We start from the raw sequence: 19,886 nt of genomic DNA on the forward strand, positions 1-19,886 counted from the left end.
TCCTCAGCTCGCGTCGATGCTCAGCCAGTGCCGGCTGCGCCGGCCCGGCTCGTACGGGGAGTCGAGGCGTTTCGCCACCACTCCCGGGAGCCCCTGCTCACGGGCGGCCCGCAGGGCGTCCGCACCGACTCCCGGGAACCACGGCGGAGTCTGCCAGTGCGGACCGGCGAGCGCCAGACCGTCGAGCAGGTCACGGCGTTGCGCGTACGGCACGTCCAGGCTCGGCACGCCCTCCAGCCAGAGCAGGTCGACGGCGAGGAACTGCCCGTCGCGCCGGGTCGGCGGCCGGACCCGCCCGGCCGGGTCGATCCGGACCAGCACGCCGTCCAGCACCGCCTCGGCCGGGGCCAGCGCCTCGGCCATCGCCCGCAGCCAGGGGTACGACCCGGTGACCTCGTTGTCGTCGCCGTCGAGCAGCCGCAGCCGGCCGCCCGAGACGTACGCCATCGCGCGCACGCCCGCCCAGCGCAGCTCGTACCCCCAGGCGTCGGCGTCGCGCGGCAGCCGCCCACCCTCGGCGGGCCGCATCGGGCGGACCAGGTCGGGCATCGGCGTCCAGCCCTCCGGCGCCGGGTCGGTGCGCCTGATCATCCAGTCCCGGCCCCGCCCGCCGGTGGCGAACAGCACGTACCGCCCCTTCGTGCGCTCGCCGTCGAGCACCACGATCACCTCGTCGTCGCGCCACTTCTCGGCCCGGTAGGTGCCGGTGTCGTGCACTGTCATCCGCCCGCCGCCGTACTCCCCGGCGGGAATCTCCCCGTGGAACGTCAGGTACTCCATCGGGTGGTCCTCGGTGTGCACGGCGAGGTGGTTGCGGCCCGGGTCGCGGGGCAGGCCGCGCGGCACCGCCCAGGAGGCGAGCACGCCGTCGTGCTCCAGCCGCAGGTCCCAGTGCAGGCTCCGGGCGTGGTGCTGCTGAATGACGAAGCGGGGCGCGCGCCGCGCGGACCGCTTCCGGCCGGGCGCCCGCTCGGGCACCGGTTCCGGGGTACGCGCGGCGTCCCGTTTGCGCCGGTACTCGTCCAGCCGGTCCGCCATCCCCGCATCCTCCCCCAGACGCGCCGTGCGCGCCGGGATGCCGGTGTGTGTGCGGCGAACCGGGGTAGAACGGGGGACATGGACAGCGACCAGCCCACCCTTCCGCTCGCCGGTGACGTCCGGATCCCGCTGCTCGGCTTCGGGACGTGGCAGGCCACCGGCGAGGCCGGCTTCCAGGCCGTGCTCGCCGCGCTCGACGCCGGCTACCGGCACATCGACACGGCCACCATGTACGGCAACGAGAAGGAGGTCGGGCGGGCGGTCAAGGAGAGCGGGCTGCGCCGCGAGGACGTCTTCATCACCACCAAGCTGCCGCCGGACCGGGTGGGCCGGGAGCGGGAGACCATCGAGGCGAGCCTGGCCGCCCTGGACACCGACTACGTGGACCTGTGGCTGGTGCACTGGCCGCCGTCCGCGCCCGGCGACAGCATCCCGGTGTGGCGGGAGATGCTCGCCGCGCGGGACGAGAACATGGCGCGCACGGTCGGGGTGAGCAACTACTCGATCGGGCAGATCGACGAGCTGATCCAGGCCACCGAGGAGACCCCGGCGGTCAACCAGATCCGCTGGAGCCCCTCGCTGTACGAGCGGCACACGCACGCCGCCCACCGGGACCGGGGCGTGGCGCTGGAGGGGTACAGCCCGTTCAAGACCAGCGACCTGTCCGACCCGGTGCTGGTCCGCATCGCCCAGGCGCACGACGTGTCGCCGGCCCAGGTGGTGCTGCGCTGGCACATCGACCACGAGATCGTGGTCATCCCGAAGTCGGTCACGCCGGAGCGGATCCGGGCCAACGTCGACGTGTTCGGGTTCTCGCTCACCGCCGAGGAGATGCGCGACATCGACGCGCTCGCCGGCTGAGGCGTACCCGGGGGGGAGGGGGCGCGGTCCGCGACGGACCGCGCCCCCTCCCGTGTGCGGTGGTCAGCCCCGGGCGCAGGTGGAGCCGTTGAGCGTGAAGCTGCTCGGTGCCGAGTAGCTGCCGTTGAGCGTCGCCTGGTAGCCGAAGGTGGTCGACGTGCCGGGCGACAGCGTGCCGTTGTAGCCGGCGTCGCGGGCGGTCACCGCGGAGCCGCTCTGGCTGACGGTGGCGTTCCACGCGTTGGTGACGGTCTGCCCGGAGGGCAGGTTGTAGTTGAGGGTCCAGCCGTTGATCGTGCCGGAGCCGGTGTTCTTGACCGTCACCTCGGCGGTGAAGCCGTTGTTCCACACGTTCGCCGCCTTGTAGGTGACGGTGCAGGACGCGCCGCCCGAGGGCGGGGGCGTGGTCGGCGCCGACGTGGTCGGCGGCGGGTTGGAGCCGCCGGTGTTGACGTTCTGCGAGAACGAGTTGACCGCCAGCCCGACGCCGCCCTGCCACGGCTCGAAGCCGGCCTGGATGCTGGTCAGGTACCAGTCGTTCGTGATCGCGCCCCGGTTACGGGTGTCGTTGATGAACGCCAGCGCGTCGAAGCTGAAGCTGGGGATGGCCGACGGCGACAGGTACGAGATGACGTTGTTCGAGCCGTTGCTGCCGCGCCACACCTCCCAGGTCCGGCCCGCGATGTTGGCGGTGCCGACCGGGGAGCCGATGGGCTGGATCGAGCCCTGCCGGTTGAGCCAGATCATGATCTCCATCTGGTTCACCCCGTCCCGCTTCGGCGACGGGTCGAGCCAGATGTCGTACGAGGCGTTGAAGATCGCGCCGCTGACGTAGTTGTAGCTGATGCTGGACGGTGCGCTGCTGATGTTCTTCACCTGCACCGGCAGGTTCGTGCCGGGCGAGCAGTTGGTGTAGTGGCAGCCCACGAAGATCGACGGGTAGGCGACCGGCGCCCCGTTTGTCGGCGCGGAGCCGTCCGCCCGGGTGATCGAGAAGCCGGTGGAGGTGACGTTGATGCACTGCTGGGCGCTGGTGCCCCAGCGGTTGTTCTGCACCACGTACTTGCCGCCGATGGTGGTCGAGCCGTACTGCTCGCAGATCTGCGTGTCGGCGGAGGCGGTGCCGCCGAGCGCTACGGCGACGATGGTGCCGGCGGCCAGCAGGCCGGCTGCGGCGAGAGCCCTGAGTGGACGCTTCATGATGCTCCTTGGCTCGGCGCGGGGACGGCGCCGGTTCGGTCGGTGCTACGGACGGGAGCGCTCCCACGGTGCAGGGAATACATTTACATGTCTCAAATCATTGCGCAAATGCGCCGGGCTCGTTAACGCTCCGCGTACGGCCGGTGGTGCGACCGAGTGCCGCGGCCGACCCCTTCCCCCAGATGGAGGCGGGATTCCTGCCGGTGGGACGGGGTGTGCCGCCGACCGGCGGTCCGTGCCAGGGCGAGCGGGCACTTCCGCCGCCTGGTTGCGGCGAGTAATGTCTTGCCTCCAACGCGTGCCGTTCCCCTCCGGAGGCGTAACCCACCATGGGTGGTTCACCCCTGCGCGTCCTCGTCGTCGGCGCGGGCATCGCCGGACTCGCCGTCGCCCGGGCGCTTCGCCTGGCGGGATTCCGGCCCGACGTCACCGAGCGGCTGCCACCCGCGGAGTCGACAGACACCGGCCTCTACCTGCCGGGCAACGCGGCCCGGGCGATGCGCCGGCTCGACCTCGACGGCCCGCTGCGCCCGCTCGGCCAGGTGATCCACCGGCAGCGCTTCCTCGACGCCGCCGGTGCGCCGCTGTGCGAGGTCGACCTCGACGCGCTCTGGACCGGAGTGGGGGAATGCCGGGCGCTGCCCCGGGCCGAGCTGCACCGGGTGCTGCTCACCGGCGCCGGCGGCGCGGTCCGCCACGGCGCCGAGGTCAGCACCGTCGACCCGCTGCCCGGAGGCGTGGCGGTCGGCTTCACCGACGGCACCAGCGCGGAGTACGACCTGGTAGTCGGCGCGGACGGGCCACGCTCGGCGGTACGCACGCTCGCCGCGCTCGGCGGGCCGCCCCGCCCCGCCGGTCACGTGGTCTACCGGGCCCTCGTGCGCGGCGGCCCGCCGATCGCCGACTGGACCGCCCTGCTCGGCCAGCGGGCCGGGTTCCTGGTGGTGCCGCTCGGCGCCGGGCGGCTCTACTGCTACGCCGACGAGGCCGGCACCGACCTGCCCGCCGACCCGCTCGCCCGGCTGCGCGAGCTGTTCGGCTCCTACGGCGGCCCCGTCCCGGAGGTGCTGGACGCGCTGGAGACGGTGTGCGTCGAGCGCACCGAGGAAGTCGAGCTGGGGCGGTGGTTCCACGGCCGGGTGCTGCTCGTCGGTGACGCCGCTCACGCCACCGCGCCGACGCTCTCCCAGGGCGCGGCCATGGCGCTGGAGGACGCCGTCGTGCTCGCCGAGTCGCTGCGCGCCGCCGGCAGCGTCGACGCCGCGCTGCTGGCGTACGAGAGTCGCCGCCGCCCGCGTACCCGCTGGGTGCGGGACCGGACCCGGGACCGCAACCGCACCCGCGACGTGCCGCCGGCGCTGCGCGACCCGTTGCTGCGCGGACGCGGCGGACGGATCTTCCGGGAGCACTACCGGCTCCTGACCGGCCCGCTCTAGGCGGCCGGAGATCGTAGCCGCCCACCCCACGCGGCGGGGCCACCTACCGGGGACTATCCTCCTTGCGGATGACGGCTGCGCCGATGACCAGCGCGCCGAGCGGGACAACCAGAACCGGAGGCCACTCGTGACCACCGTCGCACCCAAGCCGGTCGTGACCCGGCCCTGGCCGGTCCGGGAGCCGGTCAAGGGGTCGGCCCTCGCGCGGCTGTTGCGCACCACGGACGCGAAGCAGATCGGGATCATGTACATGGTCACCGCGTTCGTGTTCTTCATGATCGGTGGCCTGATGGCCCTGATCATGCGAGCCGAACTCGCGCGGCCGGGCCTGCAGTTCCTGTCGCCCGAGCAGTACAACCAGCTCTTCACGATGCACGGCACGATCATGCTGCTGTTCTTCGCGACGCCGATCGTGTTCGCCTTCGCGAACTACGTGGTGCCGCTGCAGATCGGCGCGCCGGACGTGTCGTTCCCGCGGCTCAACGCCTTCGCGTACTGGCTCTACCTGTTCGGCGGCACGCTCGCCACGGCGGGCTTCATCGCCCCCGGCGGCGCGGCCGACTTCGGCTGGACCGCGTACACGCCGCTGAGCACCGCCGACCACGCCCCGGGCGTCGGCGCGAACATGTGGGTCGTCGGCCTGGCCATCTCCGGTCTGGGCACGATCCTCGGCGCGGTCAACCTGATCACCACGATCCTGACCCTGCGCGCGCCCGGCATGACCATGTTCCGGATGCCGATCTTCACCTGGAACATGCTGGTCACCAGCCTGCTGGCGATCCTGGTCTTCCCGCTGCTGGCCGCCGCGCTGTTCGCGCTCGCCGCGGACCGCCTGATGGGCGCCCACGTGTACGACCCGGCGACCGGCGGGCCGATGCTGTGGCAGCACCTGTTCTGGTTCTTCGGTCACCCCGAGGTGTACATCATCGCGCTGCCGTTCTTCGGCATCATCAGCGAGATCATCCCGGTGTTCTCCCGGAAGCCGATCTTCGGCTACAAGGGCCTGGTGGCCGCCACCATCGCCATCGCCGCGCTGTCGATGAGCGTCTGGGCGCACCACATGTTCGCCACCGGCCAGGTGCTGCTGCCGTTCTTCAGCTTCCTGAGCTACCTGATCGCGGTGCCCACCGGTATGAAGTTCTTCAACTGGATCGGCACCATGTGGCGGGGCCAGATCACCTTCGAGACGCCGATGCTGTTCTCGATCGGCTTCCTGGTGACCTTCCTCTTCGGTGGTCTCACCGGTGTGCTGCTGGCCAGCCCGCCGCTCGACTTCCACCTGCACGACTCGTACTTCGTGGTGGCGCACTTCCACTACGTGCTCTTCGGCACCATCGTGTTCGCCGTCTTCGCCGGCATCTACTTCTGGTTCCCGAAGATGTTCGGCCGGATGCTCGACGAGCGCCTCGGTAAGATCCACTTCTGGCTGACCATGATCGGCTTCCACACCACGTTCCTGGTGCAGCACTGGCTGGGCAACGAGGGCATGCCGCGCCGGTACGCCGACTACCAGGCCATCGACGGCTTCACCACGCTGAACACGATCTCCACGATCGGCGCGTTCATCACCGGTATCTCGACGCTGCCGTTCATCTGGAACTGCTGGAAGTCGTACAAGACCGGCCCGGTCGTCGAGGTCGACGACCCGTGGGGCTACGGCAACTCGCTCGAGTGGGCCACCAGCTCCCCGCCGCCGCTGCGCAACTTCGACCGCATGCCGCGCATCCGCTCCGAGCGGCCGGCGTTCGACGCGAAGTTCCCCGAGCTGGCTGCCGGGCAGAGCCTGGCCGGACCGCCCGAGGGTGGTGCCAAGCCGCTGACCAGCGAGGTCAACGGTGGCGCCAGCTACCAGGAGGACACCGCAGGTAACCTCGACCAGCGCTGAGTTTCGCGCCGTCACGTCGAGCCGGGCGCCGCACTCCCTGACGGGGGCGCGGCGCCCGCCCTTTTCCCTGCCCGCCCTGTCCCGCCTGTCCCGATCCGCCCGTCCCCGTCGATCATGAAGTTGACGGCAGTTCGTGTCCGTTTTGTCGCTGCCAACCTCATGATCGACGGGGTGAGGCGGGGTGAGGCGGGGGCGCGGCACCAGTTCGGGGAAGTGGTGGTGTCCGGGGTACCTGGACCCAGCCACTTCCCCGTTCTGGCTTCGCTCTGCCTTGGGCGCTCCGGTGATCAAGGGGTTTGTGTCGTCCTGGGGTGCCTGAGGGGACGCCAACTCCTTGGTCAACTTGCAGGGTGGTGGGGTTCGGGGCCGGGGACATCGCGCGGGCACCAGTTCGGGGGAGTGGGGGTATCCGGGGTGCGTGGACCCAGCCACTTCCCCGTTTTGGCTCCGCCCCTGCCTCGGGCGCTCCGGTGATCAAGGGGTTTGTGTGGTCCTGCGGTGCCTGAGGGGACGCCAACTCCTTGGTCAACTTCGGGGAGGGTGGGGTTCCGGGCCGGCGGGGGCGTCACGCAGGCACATGTTCGGGGGAGTGGGGGTGTCAAGGGCACCTGGACCCAGCCACTTCCCCGTTCTGGCCTCGCCCTCCGCCTCGCGGAGACACGAACTCCGGCCGAGGGGTCAGCGGGGGGCTAGGGCCAGGTCGGGATCCAGGGTCGGGGTGGGGGCCGGGGTGCGGCGGTGGCGCAGCTCGATCGGGAGCACCACCAGCGCCACCAGCGCCCCGATCGTGCCGGTGACCGCGAAGCCCCACGCGGGCGCGGAGGCGTCGATGACCGCGCCGGCCAGCGGCGCGCCGAGCGCGATGCCCACCGTCACGGCGGAGCCGTGCAGCCCCATCGCCACACCGCGTACGGAGGGCGGGGCCAGCCGGCTGACCGCGTCGGAGGTGGACGCGAGGGTGGGCGCGCAGAGCGCACCGGCCGGGATCAGCGCGAGACAGAGCAGCCACCAGTGCGATCCGCCCAGCCCGACCGGGATGGTGGCGAGGCTCAGCACCGCCACCAGCGCCAGCGGGGAGAACGAGCGGCGTACCGCGCCGTATGCGAAGCCACCCACCAGCGAGGCGACCGCCCAGGCGGCGAGCACGACGCCGGTCCAGCCGACCTCGCCGCCGGAGCGGAGCACGGCGACCACTGCGACGTCGGTGCCGCCGAGCACGAGGGTGGCGGCGAGGCTGACCGCCAGCACGGCGAGCAGGCGCGGGGTGAGCCACTCGCGGCGGTGCACCGGGCGCTGCGGCCCGGTCTGCTCGTCGGCGGCCCGCACCGGCGGGTTGAGCAGCCAGAAGCAGATGCCGGAGCCGACGATCCCGGCGCCGACCGCCCACAGCGTCAGGCGCGGCGTGACGGCGGTGGCCAGGGCGACGGCGAGCGCCGGGCCGACCATGAACGACAGCTCCATCGCCATCGAGTCCAGCGCGTACGCGGGGCGGCGCTTCTCGGCCGGCACGAGCGCGGCGATCGACTGGCGGATCATCGAGAAGATCGGCAGCGCGAGCAGCCCGGCGAGGAACGCGGCCGGCAGCAGCACCGGGTACGACAGTGTGGGCGCGGCGGACCAGAACAGCGCCTCGGCGACAGTGGTGAGCACCAGCACCGGCCGCAGTCCCCGGCGGTCGATGAGCCGCCCGAGCAGCGGGGCGCCGACCGCCGCGCCGATGGTCGACGCGGCGCCGACCAGGCCGGCGGCGCCGTAGCCGCGGCCCAGGTCGAGCACCACGTAGAAGGTGAGCGTCACCCCGGTGGCGGTGAGCGGCACGCGGGCCAGCACCGACACCAGCAGCAACGATCGGACACCGGGTAGGGCGAGCGCCTCCCGGTAAGGCTTCAGGTTCACGACGGTCCGTACCTCCGGCGCCATCCTGGGGCCGGGGTACGACACCCGCAAGCGATTACCGGGTCAAGCGGTGGCGATCACAGGCTCGCCCACCATTGTCACCCCGGCGCCGTCGAGGGCCCGCAGCGCCACGTCGAGCGTGTCCGGCGCGACGGCGGCGGTCAGGTCGAGCAGCACAGTGGTCCGGAAGCCCTCCCGGGCGGCGTCCAGCGCGGTCGCGCGCACGCAGTGGTCGGTGGCGATGCCGACCACGTCGACCCGGTCCACGTCGTGCCGGCGCAGCCAGTCGGCCAGGCACTCGCCGTCGGGCGCATGGCCTTCGAAACCGGAGTACGCGGCCGCGTGCTCGCCCTTGTGGAAGATCGCCTCCACCCGGTCGGTCGCCAGCTCGGGGTGGAACTCGGAGCCGGAGGTGCCGACCACGCAGTGCCGGGGCCAGGAGTCGACGTAGTCCGGCGGGTCGCCGAAGTGCGCGCCCGGGTCGATGTGGTAGTCCTTCGTCGCGACCACGTGGTCCCACCGGTCCGGCTCGGCGGCGAGCAGCCGGGAGATCCCGGCGGCCACTCCCGCCCCGCCGCCGACCGCGAGGGAGCCGCCCTCGCAGAAGTCGTTCTGCACGTCCACGATGATCAGGGCGTTCGCCATCGGGTTCCTCCTCAGCTCGCGGGTACGACGGTGACGGGGACGGCCGGGTCGCCGGCGGAGAGCTTGAGCCCCTCCCACGGGATGGAGATCAGGCACTGGCGCAGGTGGTCCCGCGACTCCTCCAGCGTGGGCGGCGTCTCCGGCTCGCCCGACACCACGTACGAGCGCTGGAGCAACCGGTCGTTGGGCTGCCGGTCCGGCACGCCCTGCGGGACGATGACCTCCTCGGTGGCGGTCCCGGTCGGCTTGTGCCGGCGGACCGCGACCTTCCGGCCGCCGATGGTGGCCTTGTGCTCGGAGCGTTTGACCACCGGCCGTCCCTCCACCTCGACCAGCTTGTAGACCAGTCCGGCGGTGGGCGCGCCGGAGCCGGTCACCACGGCGGTGCCGGCGCCGTACATGTCCACCGGTTCGGCGGCGAGCGCGGCGATCGCGTACTCGTCGAGGTCACCGGAGACGATGATCTTCGTCTCGGTGGCGCCGAGCGAGTCGAGCAGCTCGCGGGACTGCTGGGCGATCACCGCGAGGTCGCCGGAGTCGATCCGGACCGCCCGCAGCTCCGGCCCGGCCACGGCGATCGCGTTGCGGATGCCCTGGGCGATGTCGTACGTGTCGACCAGCAGCGTGGTGTCCTTGCCCAGCGTGGCGACCTGGGACGCGAACGCGGCCCGCTCGTCGTCGTGCAGCAGTGTGAAGGCGTGCGCGGCGGTGCCCGCGGTGGGGATGCCGTAGCGCTGCCCGGCGGCCAGGTTGGAGGTGAACCGGAACCCGGCCAGGTACGCGGCCCGCGCCGCGGCGACGGCGGCCTCCTCGTGCGCGCGGCGGGAGCCCATCTCGATCAGCGCCCGCCCCCGTGCGGCGGTGACCATCCGGGCCGCGGCGGCGGCGACCGCGCAGTCGTGGTTGAGCACCGACAGCACGAGCGTCTCCAGCACCACGCACTCGGCGAACGTGCCGGACACGGTGAGGATCGGGGAGCCGGGGAAGAACAGCTCGCCCTCGGCGTAGCCGTCGATGTCGCCGGTGAAGCGGTAGTCGGCCAGCCACTGCGCGGCCCGGTCGTCCACCACACCGGTACGGCGCAGGAAGTCGATCTCGGCCGGGTCGAACCGGAAGTCGCGGATCATCTCGATCAACCGGCCGGTGCCGGCGACCACCCCGTACCGGCGCCCGGCCGGCAGCCGCCGGCTGAACACCTCGAAGACGCAGCTTCGGTCGGCCGTGCCGTCACGCAGCGCGGCGCTGACCATGGTCAGCTCGTAGTGGTCGGTCAGCAGCGCGGGGCGAAGGGTGCTCACCGCTCCAGCCTAGAGTTCAGTCCGGCTCCGTGCCGTCGTGCCCCGGCATCGACCGCAGCGCGGCCCGCAACTCGCCGCGCCCGGCGACGCCGAGCTTGCTGTAGACGCGCTGGAGGTGGTTCTCCACCGTTCGCGTGGACAGGAACAGCCGCTCCGCGATGGCCCGGCTGGTCACCCCGTCGGCGGCCAGGCGGGCGACCTCCCACTCCCGGTCGCTGAGCGTCGGGCGGAGCCGCCGCAGCGCCGGGGTGGAGATCTCGTCGCAGCGGCGCAGCAGGTCGGCGAGGCGTTCCCGGACCGGCCCGGTGGCGCCGGCGCGGGCGTTCCGCGTCCGGTGCAGCGCCATGGCGGTCGCCTCGGCGGCGTACACGGTCAGCTCGCGGTCGGCGAAACCGTCGGCGACGGCCAGCAGGGCGTCCGGGGCGCCGTCGGCGGCGGCCCGGCCGAACCGGGCGACGAGCGGCGGCAGCACGCCGTCGACCTTCTCGGAGAGCTCGGCCAGGCGTTGCGCCACGGTGCGCCGGCCGCCGTCGGTGCAGGTCGGGCCGACCGGCGCGGCGGCCTGGTCGAACCGGACCAGGTCGAGCAGGACGAGCAGCTCGTGCCCGGCCAGGCCGTCCTCGCGCAGCCGGTCGGCGAGCGCGCACAGGTGCTTGGTGGCCGCCGGCAGGTCACCCGTCGCGGCCTGGACCGCGCCCCGGGCCTGCTCCAGCCAGGGATAGAGCACGGCCATGCCGGGTGCGTGCGTCCGGTCCGCCTCGGCCATCGCGTCGGCCGCGTGCGTCACGTCCCCGCGCAGCGCGGCGGCCTGGGCGCGCTCGGCGTGCGCCAGCCCGGCGTACACGCGGCTGGTGGCGAGCACCGCGCACGCCTCCAGGCTGGTCCGCAGCGCCTCGTCGCCGCGCCCGCGCAGCCGCGCCGCGTACGCCTGGAGGATGGCCAGGTAGCCGGTGCCGAGCCGGAAGTCACCGGCCCCGGCCAGGTCGGCGAACTCGTCGGCGACTATCGCGTCGATGCCGGGCAGGTCGCCGGAGAGCGTCAGCCGGGTGCCCCGGGCCAGCTCCATGGCGAGCTGGAGGTAGGGCATGTCGGCCCGCCAGCACGCCGCCTCGGCCTGGACCCGGGCGATCGCGGTGGCGCTGCGCTGATACTGCCCCTGCGCGGCCTGGAGGTGGGCCAGCGTGCAGCGGGCCAGCTCCCGGGCGGCCATCGGGGCGGCCGGGCGGTCGAGCACCTCCTGGGCCAGCCGTACCGCGACGTCGACGTCGAGCCGGTGCAGTCGCATGATGGCCTCGAACGCGCGTACGCGAGTCCGGTCGGCGGGGTCGCGCAGCTCCTCGCCGCGCGCGGCGATCTCCTCCACCGTGGACTCCCGGTTGAGTCCCCAGTAGCTGACCATGCCCCGGACCGTCAGCCACCGGCTGCGCCGGCGGTCGTCGTGGATCTCCCCGGCGACCTGGTCGAGCACGCTGATCGCCTCGTCCGGCCGGTCGCCGAACATCAGGATGGTGGCCAGCAGCTCGGCCGCGTCGGTGCCGCCGCCGGCCTCCAGCGCGGCGCGGGCCAGCCGGGTGGCCAGCGGCACGTCGTACCGGCCGAACGCCTGGACCGCCGCGTCGAGCAGCAGGGCGACGTCCTGCGCCGTGCCCGAGTCGAGCCGCCACACCGCGACCCGCAGCAGGTCGTCGCGGCGGCGCGTGCCGACCTGCTCCAGCAGCCCGGCGAGGGTGGCCTGGAGCCGGCGGGTGCGGCTGACCGGGCAGTGCCGGCGCATCACCTCGCCGTAGAGCGGGTGCGCCAGGCGGACGTTGAGCCGCCGGTCGTCGTGGATCAGGGTGATGAGCCCGCGCTCCTCGGCCGTCTCCACGTCCGCCGGGTCGACCGCCCGTTCCAGCAGTTGCAGGCCCAGCGGCTCGCCGAAGGCGACCAGCTCGACCACCGCCCGGACGCCGGGGGTGAGCTGCCCGATCCGGGTGTCGATCAGGTCGGTGAGGCTGGGCGCCAGCTCCAGCCGCCCGGTCCAGGTCCAGATCCCGTAGGTGCGGCGCAGCTCGTCGTCGGCGGCCAGGACCAGCTCGCGCAGCAGCAGCGGGTTGCCGGCGCAGAGCTGGAAGAGCCGGTCGGAGGAGCCGGCGTCGACCGGTCCACCCAGGATGGCGGCGAGCAGACCGGTGGTCTCGCTGCGGCCGAGCGGGCCCAGTTCGACCAGTTCGACCAGGTCGTCGGTCCAGAGCGCGCGGATCGGCAGCGGGATCTGCTCGCCGTTGCGCAGCGTCCCGATGACTGTGGCGTTCTCGGAGCGGGCGACCAGGTGCACAAGCGCGGCCGAGGGTGGGTCGAGCAGGTGCGCGTCGTCGATGGCGAGGACGATGGGCCGGCCGGCGGCCTGTTCCTGCAGCACGTCGACGGCCCAGCGCAGGATTCCGGCGGGGGAGAGCCCCTGCGGCTGGGTGGCGGGCAGCACCTGGACGAGCCCGCCGAAGGGGAGCGCGGCGGTGGTGGCGCTGGCCGCGATGGACCAGATCGCGTACCGCTCGGGGGAGAGCTCGGAGACGCCCTCGCGCAGCAGCCGGCTCTTGCCGACCCCGGCGTCGCCGCTGAAGAGCAACCCGCGCCCCCCGGGTCGGCCGATCGTCGACAACAGACGGTTGAGTTCATCCCTACGGCCGACGAACTCCCACCTACTCATCGGAGCAGCATATCGACCGTGTTCCGTCCGCGTGCGGGCCGTTACGCAGTGAAGTTGAGTAATCTGGCCGTTACCCATGAGTATCGGAGGTGTTCGTTGTCGGATGGCCGACAGCCGTACTCTTCCGACAGCCCCTGCAACCAGGGAAAAGCCGCGACCGGCACCCCGGTCGCCTGACCGGGAGGCCACCTGATGACGCCGGGTCCACTCCCCTCGGTCGACGTGCCCGACCCGCGCCGTCAGGCCGGCCCGCCCGGGTGCGCCCCGCTGCCGACCCGGCTCGGGGCGGCCACGCCCGGACCGGACGATCCGATGGCCGTGGTCGTCGCCGGCCCGGCCGGCGCCGGCCGGCGCGAGGTGATCGCCGGCCTGCTCGGGATCGACTCCGCGACGCTCGCCGTGCCCGCGGGAAGCAACCTGCTGGTCCAGCACGCCGAGAAGGCGACCCGCGCCGCGTACGTCCCGGGCTACCGCCAGCCGCACGCCTACGGCGCCGACCCGATGGCGACCGGCCCGGCGCTGGCCCGGCCGCCACGCCGGGTCGAGCTGAGCCTGCCCGACCCGCTGCTGCGGCACTTCGCCGTGGTCGACACGCCGGACACCGGCACGCTCGGCGTGGCCGGCGGCCGGGTGCTGCGCGACGCCGTCGGCCGGGCCGGCGCGCTGCTCTTCGTGATCTCCGCCGACCAGGCGTTCAGCGCGGCCGAGCTGCACCTGCTCGCCGAGATGGCGCGCGCCCGGGTCGAGGTGTTCTTCGCCGTCACCCCCGGCACGACCGGCTGGACCGCGTCGGCCGACGGCCCGGCGGCGGAGGCCACCGGTCCGTCCGCCCGCCGGCTCGACCCGGTGTCGGTCTCCATCGAGGCGCACCGCGCGGCGCTGCTGGCCGCGGTGCCGGCGCTCACCCCGGCCCGGTGGTTCCCGGCCCGCCGGGCCGAGCTGCCGCACCTGCGGCGTGCGCTGGTCGGCTGGGCCGCCGACGAGGGACTGCGCCGCGGCAGCGCAAGCCCGCCGGTGCCGCCCGGCGCGCACGGCCGGGTGCCGGTGCTGGCCGGCGTCGAGCCCGGCGAGCTGGCGGACCGGATCGACAGGGGGTCACGAGCCTGCGCCCGCCGGATCCGTCAGCACCTCGCCCTGGAGTTGGCGAACATCCACCTGCGGGTGGTGCAGGAGATCGTCTTCGGGGTCGGCTGCGCCGGCCTGCCGCAGATGCTCGACCGCGAACTGGAGGCGCTGTCGCTGCTCGCCACCGCGCAGTGCGACGAGGCCGTCCGCGGTCTCGTCGACGCCGCCGCCGCCCGGGTCTTCGGCGCGCCGCTGGCAGAGGGCGTACGCGGGCGGATCGCGCACGCGGTGCGCTGTAGCCTGGCCGACCATCCGGACGGCCGGGAGCTGGACCGGGTCCTCCTGGTCACCAGCACGGCCGGGGTCGCCGCGCTGACCGGCGAAGGCGCTCTCGACGCCCTGGCCGGGCTGCCCGGCGGGCAGCGGGACGAGATGCTCCCGCCCGTGGGCGTCGCCCTCAACGGCGGCTGCTGGCAGCACTGGCGGGCGACCGACAACAACGACCCGAACGCCGCCCGGTCCTGGGCCCAGCGCGCGCTGCGCGAGGTCGAACTCGAACTGTCCCGCGAGGTGTCCCGCCGCTTCGAGGTGATCCGTCTCTCGCTGACCGGGGTGCTCGCCGATGCTGTCGACCACGGCATCCTGCTTGCCTGACCACGGCGCGGGCACACCGCGACCCGGGCTCGCGTACGCGGCCCGGGCGGGTGACGACGGCCGCCGCGGTGTTCCGGTTCATCGGTTCCCCGGATCCGGTGGCACGATGGGGGGCATGGCGGCTCCACAGGTTGCGCCGGTCGAGACGCCGGACACCGAAGAGGTGCCGGTCTCCGACCGGCCGTGGGTGACCATCGTCTGGGACGATCCGGTCAACCTGATGACGTATGTGACCTGGGTGTTCCAGAAGCTCTTCGGATACAGCCGGGAGAAGGCGGAGCGGCTCATGCTGGACGTGCACCACAAGGGCAAGGCCGTGGTGTCCACCGGCGCCCGGGAACGGATGGAGCACGACGCGGCGCAGCTGCACGCGTACGGTCTCTGGGCGACGGTGGAGAGGTCATGAGCATGTTCCGCCGCCGGGGCGACCACTACGTGGCGACGTTCGCCGTCGACGAGGTCCGGGTGCTGCGCAAGGTCGCCGCCGAGGTGGTCGGGCTGCTGACCGACGGCTTCGACCACGGTGACCCGGTGGTCGGCCGGCTCTTCCCCGACGTCTACCCGGACGACGACGCCGGCACCGCCGAGTTCCGCCGCTACACCGAGGGCGATCTGAAGACCGGGAAGATCGACCAGGCGGGCGCGATCCTCGCCGCCCTGCCCGACGGCGACTCCGGCGGCGAGGTGCGACTCGACGCGGAGGCGGCCGAAGCGTGGCTGCGCGCGCTCAACGACGCCCGGCTGGCGATGGGCGTACGCCTGGAGATCAAGGACGGCACCGACCTGGGTGAGGAGCTCGACGACGCGGTCGCCGAGGACCCCGGTTCGTCCCGGGTGTTCCAACTGTCGGTCTACGCCTACCTCGGTTATCTGCAGGAGTCCCTGCTCAACGCGCTCATCGACTGAGTGGTGACGGTTGCCACCTCGCCGCCCGGCCCGGCCAGGGGCTAGGCTGGTGGCGTGCTGAGCATCGACCGGTCGATCATCGACGCGATCGTCGCCCACGCGCGTCGGGACCACCCGGACGAGGCGTGCGGCGTGGTCGCCGGCCCCGTCGGCAGCGACACCCCGACCCGGCACATCCCGATGGACAACGCGGCCCGCTCCATGACCTTCTACGAGTTCGACTCGATGGAGCAGTTGCGGGTGTGGCGGGAGATGGACGACCGCGACGAGGAGCCGGTGGTGATCTACCACTCGCACACCGCGACCGAGGCCTACCCGTCCCGCACGGACGTCTCCTTCGCCGGCGAGCCGGGCGCGCACTACCTGCTCGTCTCGACCCGCGAGCCCGACACCGAGGAGATCCGCTCCTTCCGGATCGTCGACGGCGTGATCACCGAGGAACCGGTGAAGATCGTGGATGCCGCCGTGGACCCGAACGCCGTCCAGTCCTACATGTTCGGGCAGAGCCCGGCGACGGTCGACTACGAGTGTTCCGACCGCTGACCTTCAGCGCCGGCACCTTCCTTTTCCCGTCACCTGGCACCATCCCGAACGAGGAGCACGAGACATCATGGCCATCGAGGTTCGCATCCCCACCATCCTGCGCAGCTACACCGGCGGCGCGAAGGTCGTCGAGGGCAGCGGCGACACGCTCGCCGACCTGATCGCCGACCTGGATTCGCGGCACGGCGGCCTGAAGGCCCGCCTGGTCACCGACGCGGGCGTGCTGCACCGGTTCGTCAACGTCTACGTCAACGACGAGGACGTCCGTTTCCTGGGCGCGCTCGACGCCAAGCTCAACGACGGCGACAGCGTGACCATCCTGCCGGCCGTGGCCGGTGGCGCGTTCGGCTTCGCGGCCGCCGCGGCGATCGCCTCGCACGCGGTCTCCACGCGCGCCGCCCGCTGAGGGGGCCCGCGATGGCGCGGTACGACAGCCTGCTCGACGCGTGCGGTGGCACCCCGCTGGTCGGGTTGCCCCGCCTCTCGCCGACGGTTCCCGCCGGGGCGCCGCCGGTGCGGCTCTGGGCCAAGCTGGAGGACCGGAACCCGACCGGCAGCATCAAGGACCGCGCGGCGCTGTACATGGTGCGCGCGGCCGAGGAGGCCGGCCGGCTCCGTCCCGGTGACACGATCCTGGAGCCGACCAGCGGCAACACCGGCATCTCGCTGGCCATGGTGGCGAAGCTGCGGGGCTACCGGCTGGTCTGCGTGATGCCGGAGAACGTCTCCACCGAGCGGGTGCAGCTGCTCCGGATGTACGGCGCGGAGATCATCTTCTCGCCGGCCGCCGGTGGTTCGAACCAGGCCGTCGCGACCGCGAAGCAGATCTCCGCCGAGCACCCGGACTGGGTGATGCTCTACCAGTACGGCAACGAGGCGAACGCCCGGGCGCACTACGAGACGACCGGACCGGAGCTGCTGCAGGACCTGCCGGGCATCACCCACTTCGTGGCCGGGCTGGGCACCACCGGCACGCTCATGGGCACCGGCCGCTTCCTGCGGGAGAAGGTCGACGGGATCCAGATCGTGGCGGCCGAGCCGCGGTACGGCGAGCTGGTCTACGGTCTGCGCAACATCGACGAGGGCTACGTGCCCGAGCTGTACGACGCGGGTGTGCTGTCCCGCCGCTTCTCCGTGGGCACCCGGGACGCCGTGCTGCGGACCCGGCAGCTCGTCGAGGTGGAGGGCATCTTCGCCGGGTTCTCCACCGGCGCCATCCTGCACGCCGCGCTCGCGGTGGCGCACGAGGCGGTCCGCGACGGCCGCCGCGCCGACGTGGCGTTCGTGGTCTGCGACGGCGGCTGGAAATACCTGTCGACCGGCGCGTACGGCGGCACGCTCGCCGACGCCGAGGAGTCGCTGGAGGGGCAGCTCTGGGCGTGACGGCCCGCGTTCGGTCCGGCCGGTGGTGTCCCCGCCGGCCGGACCGCCGCGTCTGCCCGGACGGACGTGTATGGGTGTCACGTTGATGACAACTTCCGGCAGATGATTCTTGCCCGACCGGGGCGGCGCGTAGGCTGCGCAGCGTGGCGAGCGCGTCGGTAGAGATCATCGGCGGCGTCGCCGCCGGCGCATCGACTACTCATGGTGAGATCGAGGCCACCGGATGAGACTGACCGTCCTCGGCTGCGCGGGCAGCTTCCCGGGCCCCGAATCGCCCTGCTCGGCCTATCTCATGGAAGCCGAGGGCTTCCGGCTCCTGATCGACTTCGGCGTGGGTTCCCTGTCCACGCTCCAGCGCTACGTCGGGCTGCACGCCCCCGACGCGGTCCTCCTCACCCACCTGCACTGCGACCACATGTTCGACGCGGTGTCCTACGTGGTGGTGCGCCGGTACGCTCCGGACGGTCCGTACCCGCCCCTGCCGATGTACGCCCCCTCCGGCGCGCCCGACCGGCTCGCCGCCGCGTACGGGCAGGAGGAGGGCTCGGTGGAGGACGTCTACCAGTTCTACGGTCTCCAGCCGGGCACGTTCCCGATCGGCCCGTTCAGCGTCACCGTCGACCGGATGAACCACCCGGTCGAGACGTACGGGGTGCGGCTGGAGCACGGCGGGCGGGTGTTCTGCTACTCCGCCGACACCGCGCCCTGCGAGGCGTTGCTGCGCCTGGCCCAGGACGCCGACGTGTTCCTCTGCGAGGCGAGCTACATGGACGGCGTGGAGAACCCGCCGGATCTGCACCTGACCGGCCGGGAGGCGGGCGAGGCGGCCACCAAGGCGGGCGTGGGGCGGCTGCTGCTCACCCATCTCGTACCGGCCTGGGGCAGCGAGTCGCAGACCGTGGAGGCGGCGGCCGGGGCGTACGCCGGGCCGCTGGACGTGGTGCGGCCCGGCGCCTGCTACGACGTGTGACCCCGGCGGCGGCCGGGCCGTGTCGGCGGACACCCGCGGACGATCCGATCACCGCACCGCATAGGGTGCAGGCATGGCGCGACCTGACGGGCGGGAGCCCGACCAACTCCGACCGGTGACCCTGACCCGGGGCTGGAGCACCCACCCGGAGGGTTCGGTGCTCGTCGAGTTCGGCGCGACCCGGGTGCTCTGTACGGCGAGCGTCACCGAGGGCGTGCCGCGCTGGCGCAAGGGTTCCGGGCTGGGCTGGGTGACAGCCGAGTACGCGATGCTGCCCCGGGCCACCAACACGCGCTCGGACCGGGAGAGCGTGCGCGGCAAGGTCGGCGGGCGTACCCATGAGATCTCCCGTCTGATCGGCCGCAGCCTGCGTGCCTGCGTGGACCTCAAGGCGCTCGGCGAGAACTCGATCGTGCTCGACTGCGACGTGCTCCAGGCCGACGGCGGCACCCGGACCGCGGCGATCACCGGCGCGTACGTCGCGCTGCACGACGCGGTGACCTGGCTGGCCGAGCGGAAGGCGCTGGCCGGCAAGGTGGAGAAGGTGATGCACCGTTCGGTGGCGGCGGTGAGCGTCGGGGTGATCGGCGGCGAGCCGATGCTCGACCTCTGCTACGCCGAGGACGTCACCGCCGAGGTCGACATGAACGTGGTGTGCACCGGCGCCGGCGACTTCGTCGAGGTGCAGGGCACCGGCGAGGCGGGTGTCTTCGCCCGCGATCAGCTCGACGCGCTGCTCGACCTGGGCGTGGCGGGCTGCCTGGAACTGGCCGACGCGCAGCGGAAGGCGCTCTCGTCATGAACAAGGTCCTGCTGGCCACCCGGAACCGGAAGAAGCTCGTCGAGCTGCAGCGGATCCTGGACGGCGCGCTCGGCGCGCACCGGATCGCGCTGCTCGGCCTCGACGACGTCGAGGAGTACCCGGAGCTGCCGGAGACCGGCCTCACGTTCGGCGAGAACGCGCTGATCAAGGCGCGGGAGGGCTGCCGGCGTACCGGCCTGCCGACGATCGCCGACGACTCGGGGCTGGCGGTGGACGCGCTCAACGGCATGCCGGGTGTGTTCAGCGCCCGCTGGTCCGGCCGGCACGGCGACGACCACGCCAACCTTCAGCTCGTGCTGGACCAGGTCGGCGACGTGCCGGACGAGCACCGGGGCGCGGCGTTCGTCTGCACCGTCGCGCTGGTGCTGCCGGGCGGCAAGGAGCACCTGGTCGACGGCCGCCAGTCCGGCCGGCTGCTGCGCGCGCCGCGCGGCGAGGGCGGCTTCGGCTACGACCCGATCTTCCTGGGCGACGGGCAGGAGCGCACCAACGCGGAGCTGACGCCCGAGGAGAAGGACGCGGTCAGCCACCGCGGCAAGGCGCTGCGGGAGCTGGCCAAGCTGGTCGCGAAGGTGCTCCCGCCCGCCACCTGAG

The 19,886-nt window shown here is 72.8% G+C and carries 18 protein-coding genes; 12 read left to right on the plus strand and 6 right to left on the minus strand.

The annotated features are described in order from the left end of the window. Positions 1-3: 3 nt before the first annotated feature. A complete protein-coding gene (locus tag A4R25_RS13330; RefSeq protein WP_064446916.1) occupies positions 4-1,038 on the minus strand; it encodes a DNA polymerase ligase N-terminal domain-containing protein in 1,035 nt (344 codons plus the stop codon). Positions 1,039-1,116: 78 nt separating this feature from the next. Here A4R25_RS13330 and A4R25_RS13335 point away from each other — a divergent pair, with 78 nt between their 5' ends. Continuing rightward, on the plus strand, positions 1,117-1,899 hold the full coding sequence (locus A4R25_RS13335; RefSeq protein WP_043326222.1) for an aldo/keto reductase: 783 nt from the start codon (positions 1,117-1,119) through the stop codon (positions 1,897-1,899). A gap of 63 nt (positions 1,900-1,962) precedes the next feature. On the opposite strand, the gene A4R25_RS13340 is transcribed toward A4R25_RS13335, so the two are convergent. Then, the gene (locus tag A4R25_RS13340; RefSeq protein WP_064446917.1) at positions 1,963-3,099 is read right to left on the minus strand and encodes a cellulose binding domain-containing protein; all 1,137 of its coding nucleotides are present in this window, start codon (positions 3,097-3,099) and stop codon (positions 1,963-1,965) included. Between the two features lie 329 nt (positions 3,100-3,428). On the opposite strand from A4R25_RS13340, the gene A4R25_RS13345 reads away from it, so the two are divergent. Together A4R25_RS13345 and ctaD are read left to right on the plus strand one after the other, a co-directional pair. Continuing rightward, positions 3,429-4,535: an FAD-dependent monooxygenase gene (locus A4R25_RS13345; RefSeq protein ID WP_064446918.1), complete on the plus strand. Its 1,107-nt coding sequence runs from the start codon at positions 3,429-3,431 to the stop codon at positions 4,533-4,535. A 127-nt stretch (positions 4,536-4,662) separates the two neighbouring features. After that, a complete protein-coding gene (gene ctaD / locus A4R25_RS13350) occupies positions 4,663-6,420 on the plus strand; it encodes a cytochrome c oxidase subunit I (RefSeq protein WP_043326216.1) in 1,758 nt (585 codons plus the stop codon). 678 nt (positions 6,421-7,098) lie between these two features. Here the strand turns inward: ctaD and A4R25_RS13355 are convergent. Genes A4R25_RS13355 through A4R25_RS13370 form a run of 4 tightly spaced genes read right to left on the minus strand, consistent with a single transcriptional unit; the run spans position 7,099 to position 12,948 of the window. Beyond that, positions 7,099-8,340 (minus strand): MFS transporter, encoded by a 1,242-nt coding sequence (locus tag A4R25_RS13355; RefSeq protein ID WP_064446919.1) that lies wholly within the window; start codon positions 8,338-8,340, stop codon positions 7,099-7,101. A gap of 39 nt (positions 8,341-8,379) precedes the next feature. Next, positions 8,380-8,961 carry an isochorismatase family protein gene (locus tag A4R25_RS13360; RefSeq protein ID WP_043326212.1) on the minus strand — a complete coding sequence of 194 codons (582 nt, stop codon included), beginning with the start codon at positions 8,959-8,961 and terminating at the stop codon, positions 8,380-8,382. A gap of 11 nt (positions 8,962-8,972) precedes the next feature. Next, positions 8,973-10,259, minus strand: coding sequence for a nicotinate phosphoribosyltransferase (locus A4R25_RS13365; RefSeq protein WP_064446920.1), 1,287 nt, complete (start codon positions 10,257-10,259; stop codon positions 8,973-8,975). Between the two features lie 16 nt (positions 10,260-10,275). Next, positions 10,276-12,948 (minus strand): LuxR C-terminal-related transcriptional regulator, encoded by a 2,673-nt coding sequence (locus tag A4R25_RS13370; RefSeq protein ID WP_064446921.1) that lies wholly within the window; start codon positions 12,946-12,948, stop codon positions 10,276-10,278. Between the two features lie 192 nt (positions 12,949-13,140). On the opposite strand from A4R25_RS13370, the gene A4R25_RS13375 reads away from it, so the two are divergent. The 9 genes from A4R25_RS13375 to rdgB all read left to right on the plus strand — a co-directional run bounded on the left by A4R25_RS13375 (position 13,141) and on the right by rdgB (position 19,885). After that, positions 13,141-14,667, plus strand: a complete 1,527-nt coding sequence (locus A4R25_RS13375; protein ID WP_064446922.1) for a hypothetical protein — start codon at positions 13,141-13,143, stop codon at positions 14,665-14,667. 115 nt (positions 14,668-14,782) lie between these two features. Then, entirely contained in the window at positions 14,783-15,073 is a 291-nt protein-coding gene (clpS, locus tag A4R25_RS13380; protein WP_030501849.1) for an ATP-dependent Clp protease adapter ClpS, read from the plus strand. Beyond that, on the plus strand, positions 15,070-15,573 hold the full coding sequence (locus tag A4R25_RS13385; protein ID WP_030501848.1) for a DUF2017 domain-containing protein: 504 nt from the start codon (positions 15,070-15,072) through the stop codon (positions 15,571-15,573). Before clpS ends, A4R25_RS13385 begins: the two co-directional genes overlap by 4 nt. 54 nt (positions 15,574-15,627) lie before the next feature. Then, the gene (locus A4R25_RS13390; RefSeq protein ID WP_030501847.1) at positions 15,628-16,116 is read left to right on the plus strand and encodes a Mov34/MPN/PAD-1 family protein; all 489 of its coding nucleotides are present in this window, start codon (positions 15,628-15,630) and stop codon (positions 16,114-16,116) included. Between the two features lie 67 nt (positions 16,117-16,183). Beyond that, positions 16,184-16,522 carry a MoaD family protein gene (locus A4R25_RS13395; RefSeq protein ID WP_030501846.1) on the plus strand — a complete coding sequence of 113 codons (339 nt, stop codon included), beginning with the start codon at positions 16,184-16,186 and terminating at the stop codon, positions 16,520-16,522. Positions 16,523-16,533: 11 nt separating this feature from the next. After that, positions 16,534-17,499 carry a PLP-dependent cysteine synthase family protein gene (locus A4R25_RS13400; protein ID WP_043326204.1) on the plus strand — a complete coding sequence of 322 codons (966 nt, stop codon included), beginning with the start codon at positions 16,534-16,536 and terminating at the stop codon, positions 17,497-17,499. 223 nt (positions 17,500-17,722) lie between these two features. Beyond that, complete coding sequence (locus A4R25_RS13405; RefSeq protein ID WP_043326202.1) at positions 17,723-18,469, plus strand: MBL fold metallo-hydrolase; 747 nt, start codon at positions 17,723-17,725, stop codon at positions 18,467-18,469. Positions 18,470-18,542: 73 nt separating this feature from the next. Further along, a complete protein-coding gene (gene rph, locus A4R25_RS13410) occupies positions 18,543-19,271 on the plus strand; it encodes a ribonuclease PH (RefSeq protein WP_043326200.1) in 729 nt (242 codons plus the stop codon). Further along, positions 19,268-19,885 carry an RdgB/HAM1 family non-canonical purine NTP pyrophosphatase gene (rdgB, locus tag A4R25_RS13415; protein ID WP_043326198.1) on the plus strand — a complete coding sequence of 206 codons (618 nt, stop codon included), beginning with the start codon at positions 19,268-19,270 and terminating at the stop codon, positions 19,883-19,885. The genes rph and rdgB overlap by 4 nt, the downstream gene beginning before the upstream one ends. Position 19,886: the final 1 nt, after the last annotated feature.

Source organism: Micromonospora sp. NBRC 110037 (assembly GCF_001652995.1).
In the GTDB taxonomy this organism is placed as follows: Bacteria; Actinomycetota; Actinomycetes; order Mycobacteriales; family Micromonosporaceae; genus Micromonospora; species Micromonospora chalcea.

What these genes read in the sequence shown, in the direction of transcription:
- A4R25_RS13400 (WP_043326204.1), top strand. Translation starts at nt 16,534, where the DNA reads ATGGCGCGGTACGACAGCCTGCTCGACGCGTGCGGTGGCACCCCGCTG.
- A4R25_RS13375 (WP_064446922.1), top strand. Translation starts at nt 13,141, where the DNA reads ATGACGCCGGGTCCACTCCCCTCGGTCGACGTGCCCGACCCGCGCCGT.
- A4R25_RS13330 (WP_064446916.1), bottom strand. Translation starts at nt 1,038, where the DNA reads ATGGCGGACCGGCTGGACGAGTACCGGCGCAAACGGGACGCCGCGCGT.
- clpS (WP_030501849.1), top strand. Translation starts at nt 14,783, where the DNA reads ATGGCGGCTCCACAGGTTGCGCCGGTCGAGACGCCGGACACCGAAGAG.
- A4R25_RS13355 (WP_064446919.1), bottom strand. Translation starts at nt 8,340, where the DNA reads ATGGCGCCGGAGGTACGGACCGTCGTGAACCTGAAGCCTTACCGGGAG.
- A4R25_RS13395 (WP_030501846.1), top strand. Translation starts at nt 16,184, where the DNA reads ATGGCCATCGAGGTTCGCATCCCCACCATCCTGCGCAGCTACACCGGC.
- A4R25_RS13340 (WP_064446917.1), bottom strand. Translation starts at nt 3,099, where the DNA reads ATGAAGCGTCCACTCAGGGCTCTCGCCGCAGCCGGCCTGCTGGCCGCC.
- A4R25_RS13405 (WP_043326202.1), top strand. Translation starts at nt 17,723, where the DNA reads ATGAGACTGACCGTCCTCGGCTGCGCGGGCAGCTTCCCGGGCCCCGAA.
- A4R25_RS13360 (WP_043326212.1), bottom strand. Translation starts at nt 8,961, where the DNA reads ATGGCGAACGCCCTGATCATCGTGGACGTGCAGAACGACTTCTGCGAG.
- A4R25_RS13335 (WP_043326222.1), top strand. Translation starts at nt 1,117, where the DNA reads ATGGACAGCGACCAGCCCACCCTTCCGCTCGCCGGTGACGTCCGGATC.
- A4R25_RS13370 (WP_064446921.1), bottom strand. Translation starts at nt 12,948, where the DNA reads ATGAGTAGGTGGGAGTTCGTCGGCCGTAGGGATGAACTCAACCGTCTG.
- A4R25_RS13385 (WP_030501848.1), top strand. Translation starts at nt 15,070, where the DNA reads ATGAGCATGTTCCGCCGCCGGGGCGACCACTACGTGGCGACGTTCGCC.
- rdgB (WP_043326198.1), top strand. Translation starts at nt 19,268, where the DNA reads ATGAACAAGGTCCTGCTGGCCACCCGGAACCGGAAGAAGCTCGTCGAG.
- rph (WP_043326200.1), top strand. Translation starts at nt 18,543, where the DNA reads ATGGCGCGACCTGACGGGCGGGAGCCCGACCAACTCCGACCGGTGACC.
- A4R25_RS13345 (WP_064446918.1), top strand. Translation starts at nt 3,429, where the DNA reads ATGGGTGGTTCACCCCTGCGCGTCCTCGTCGTCGGCGCGGGCATCGCC.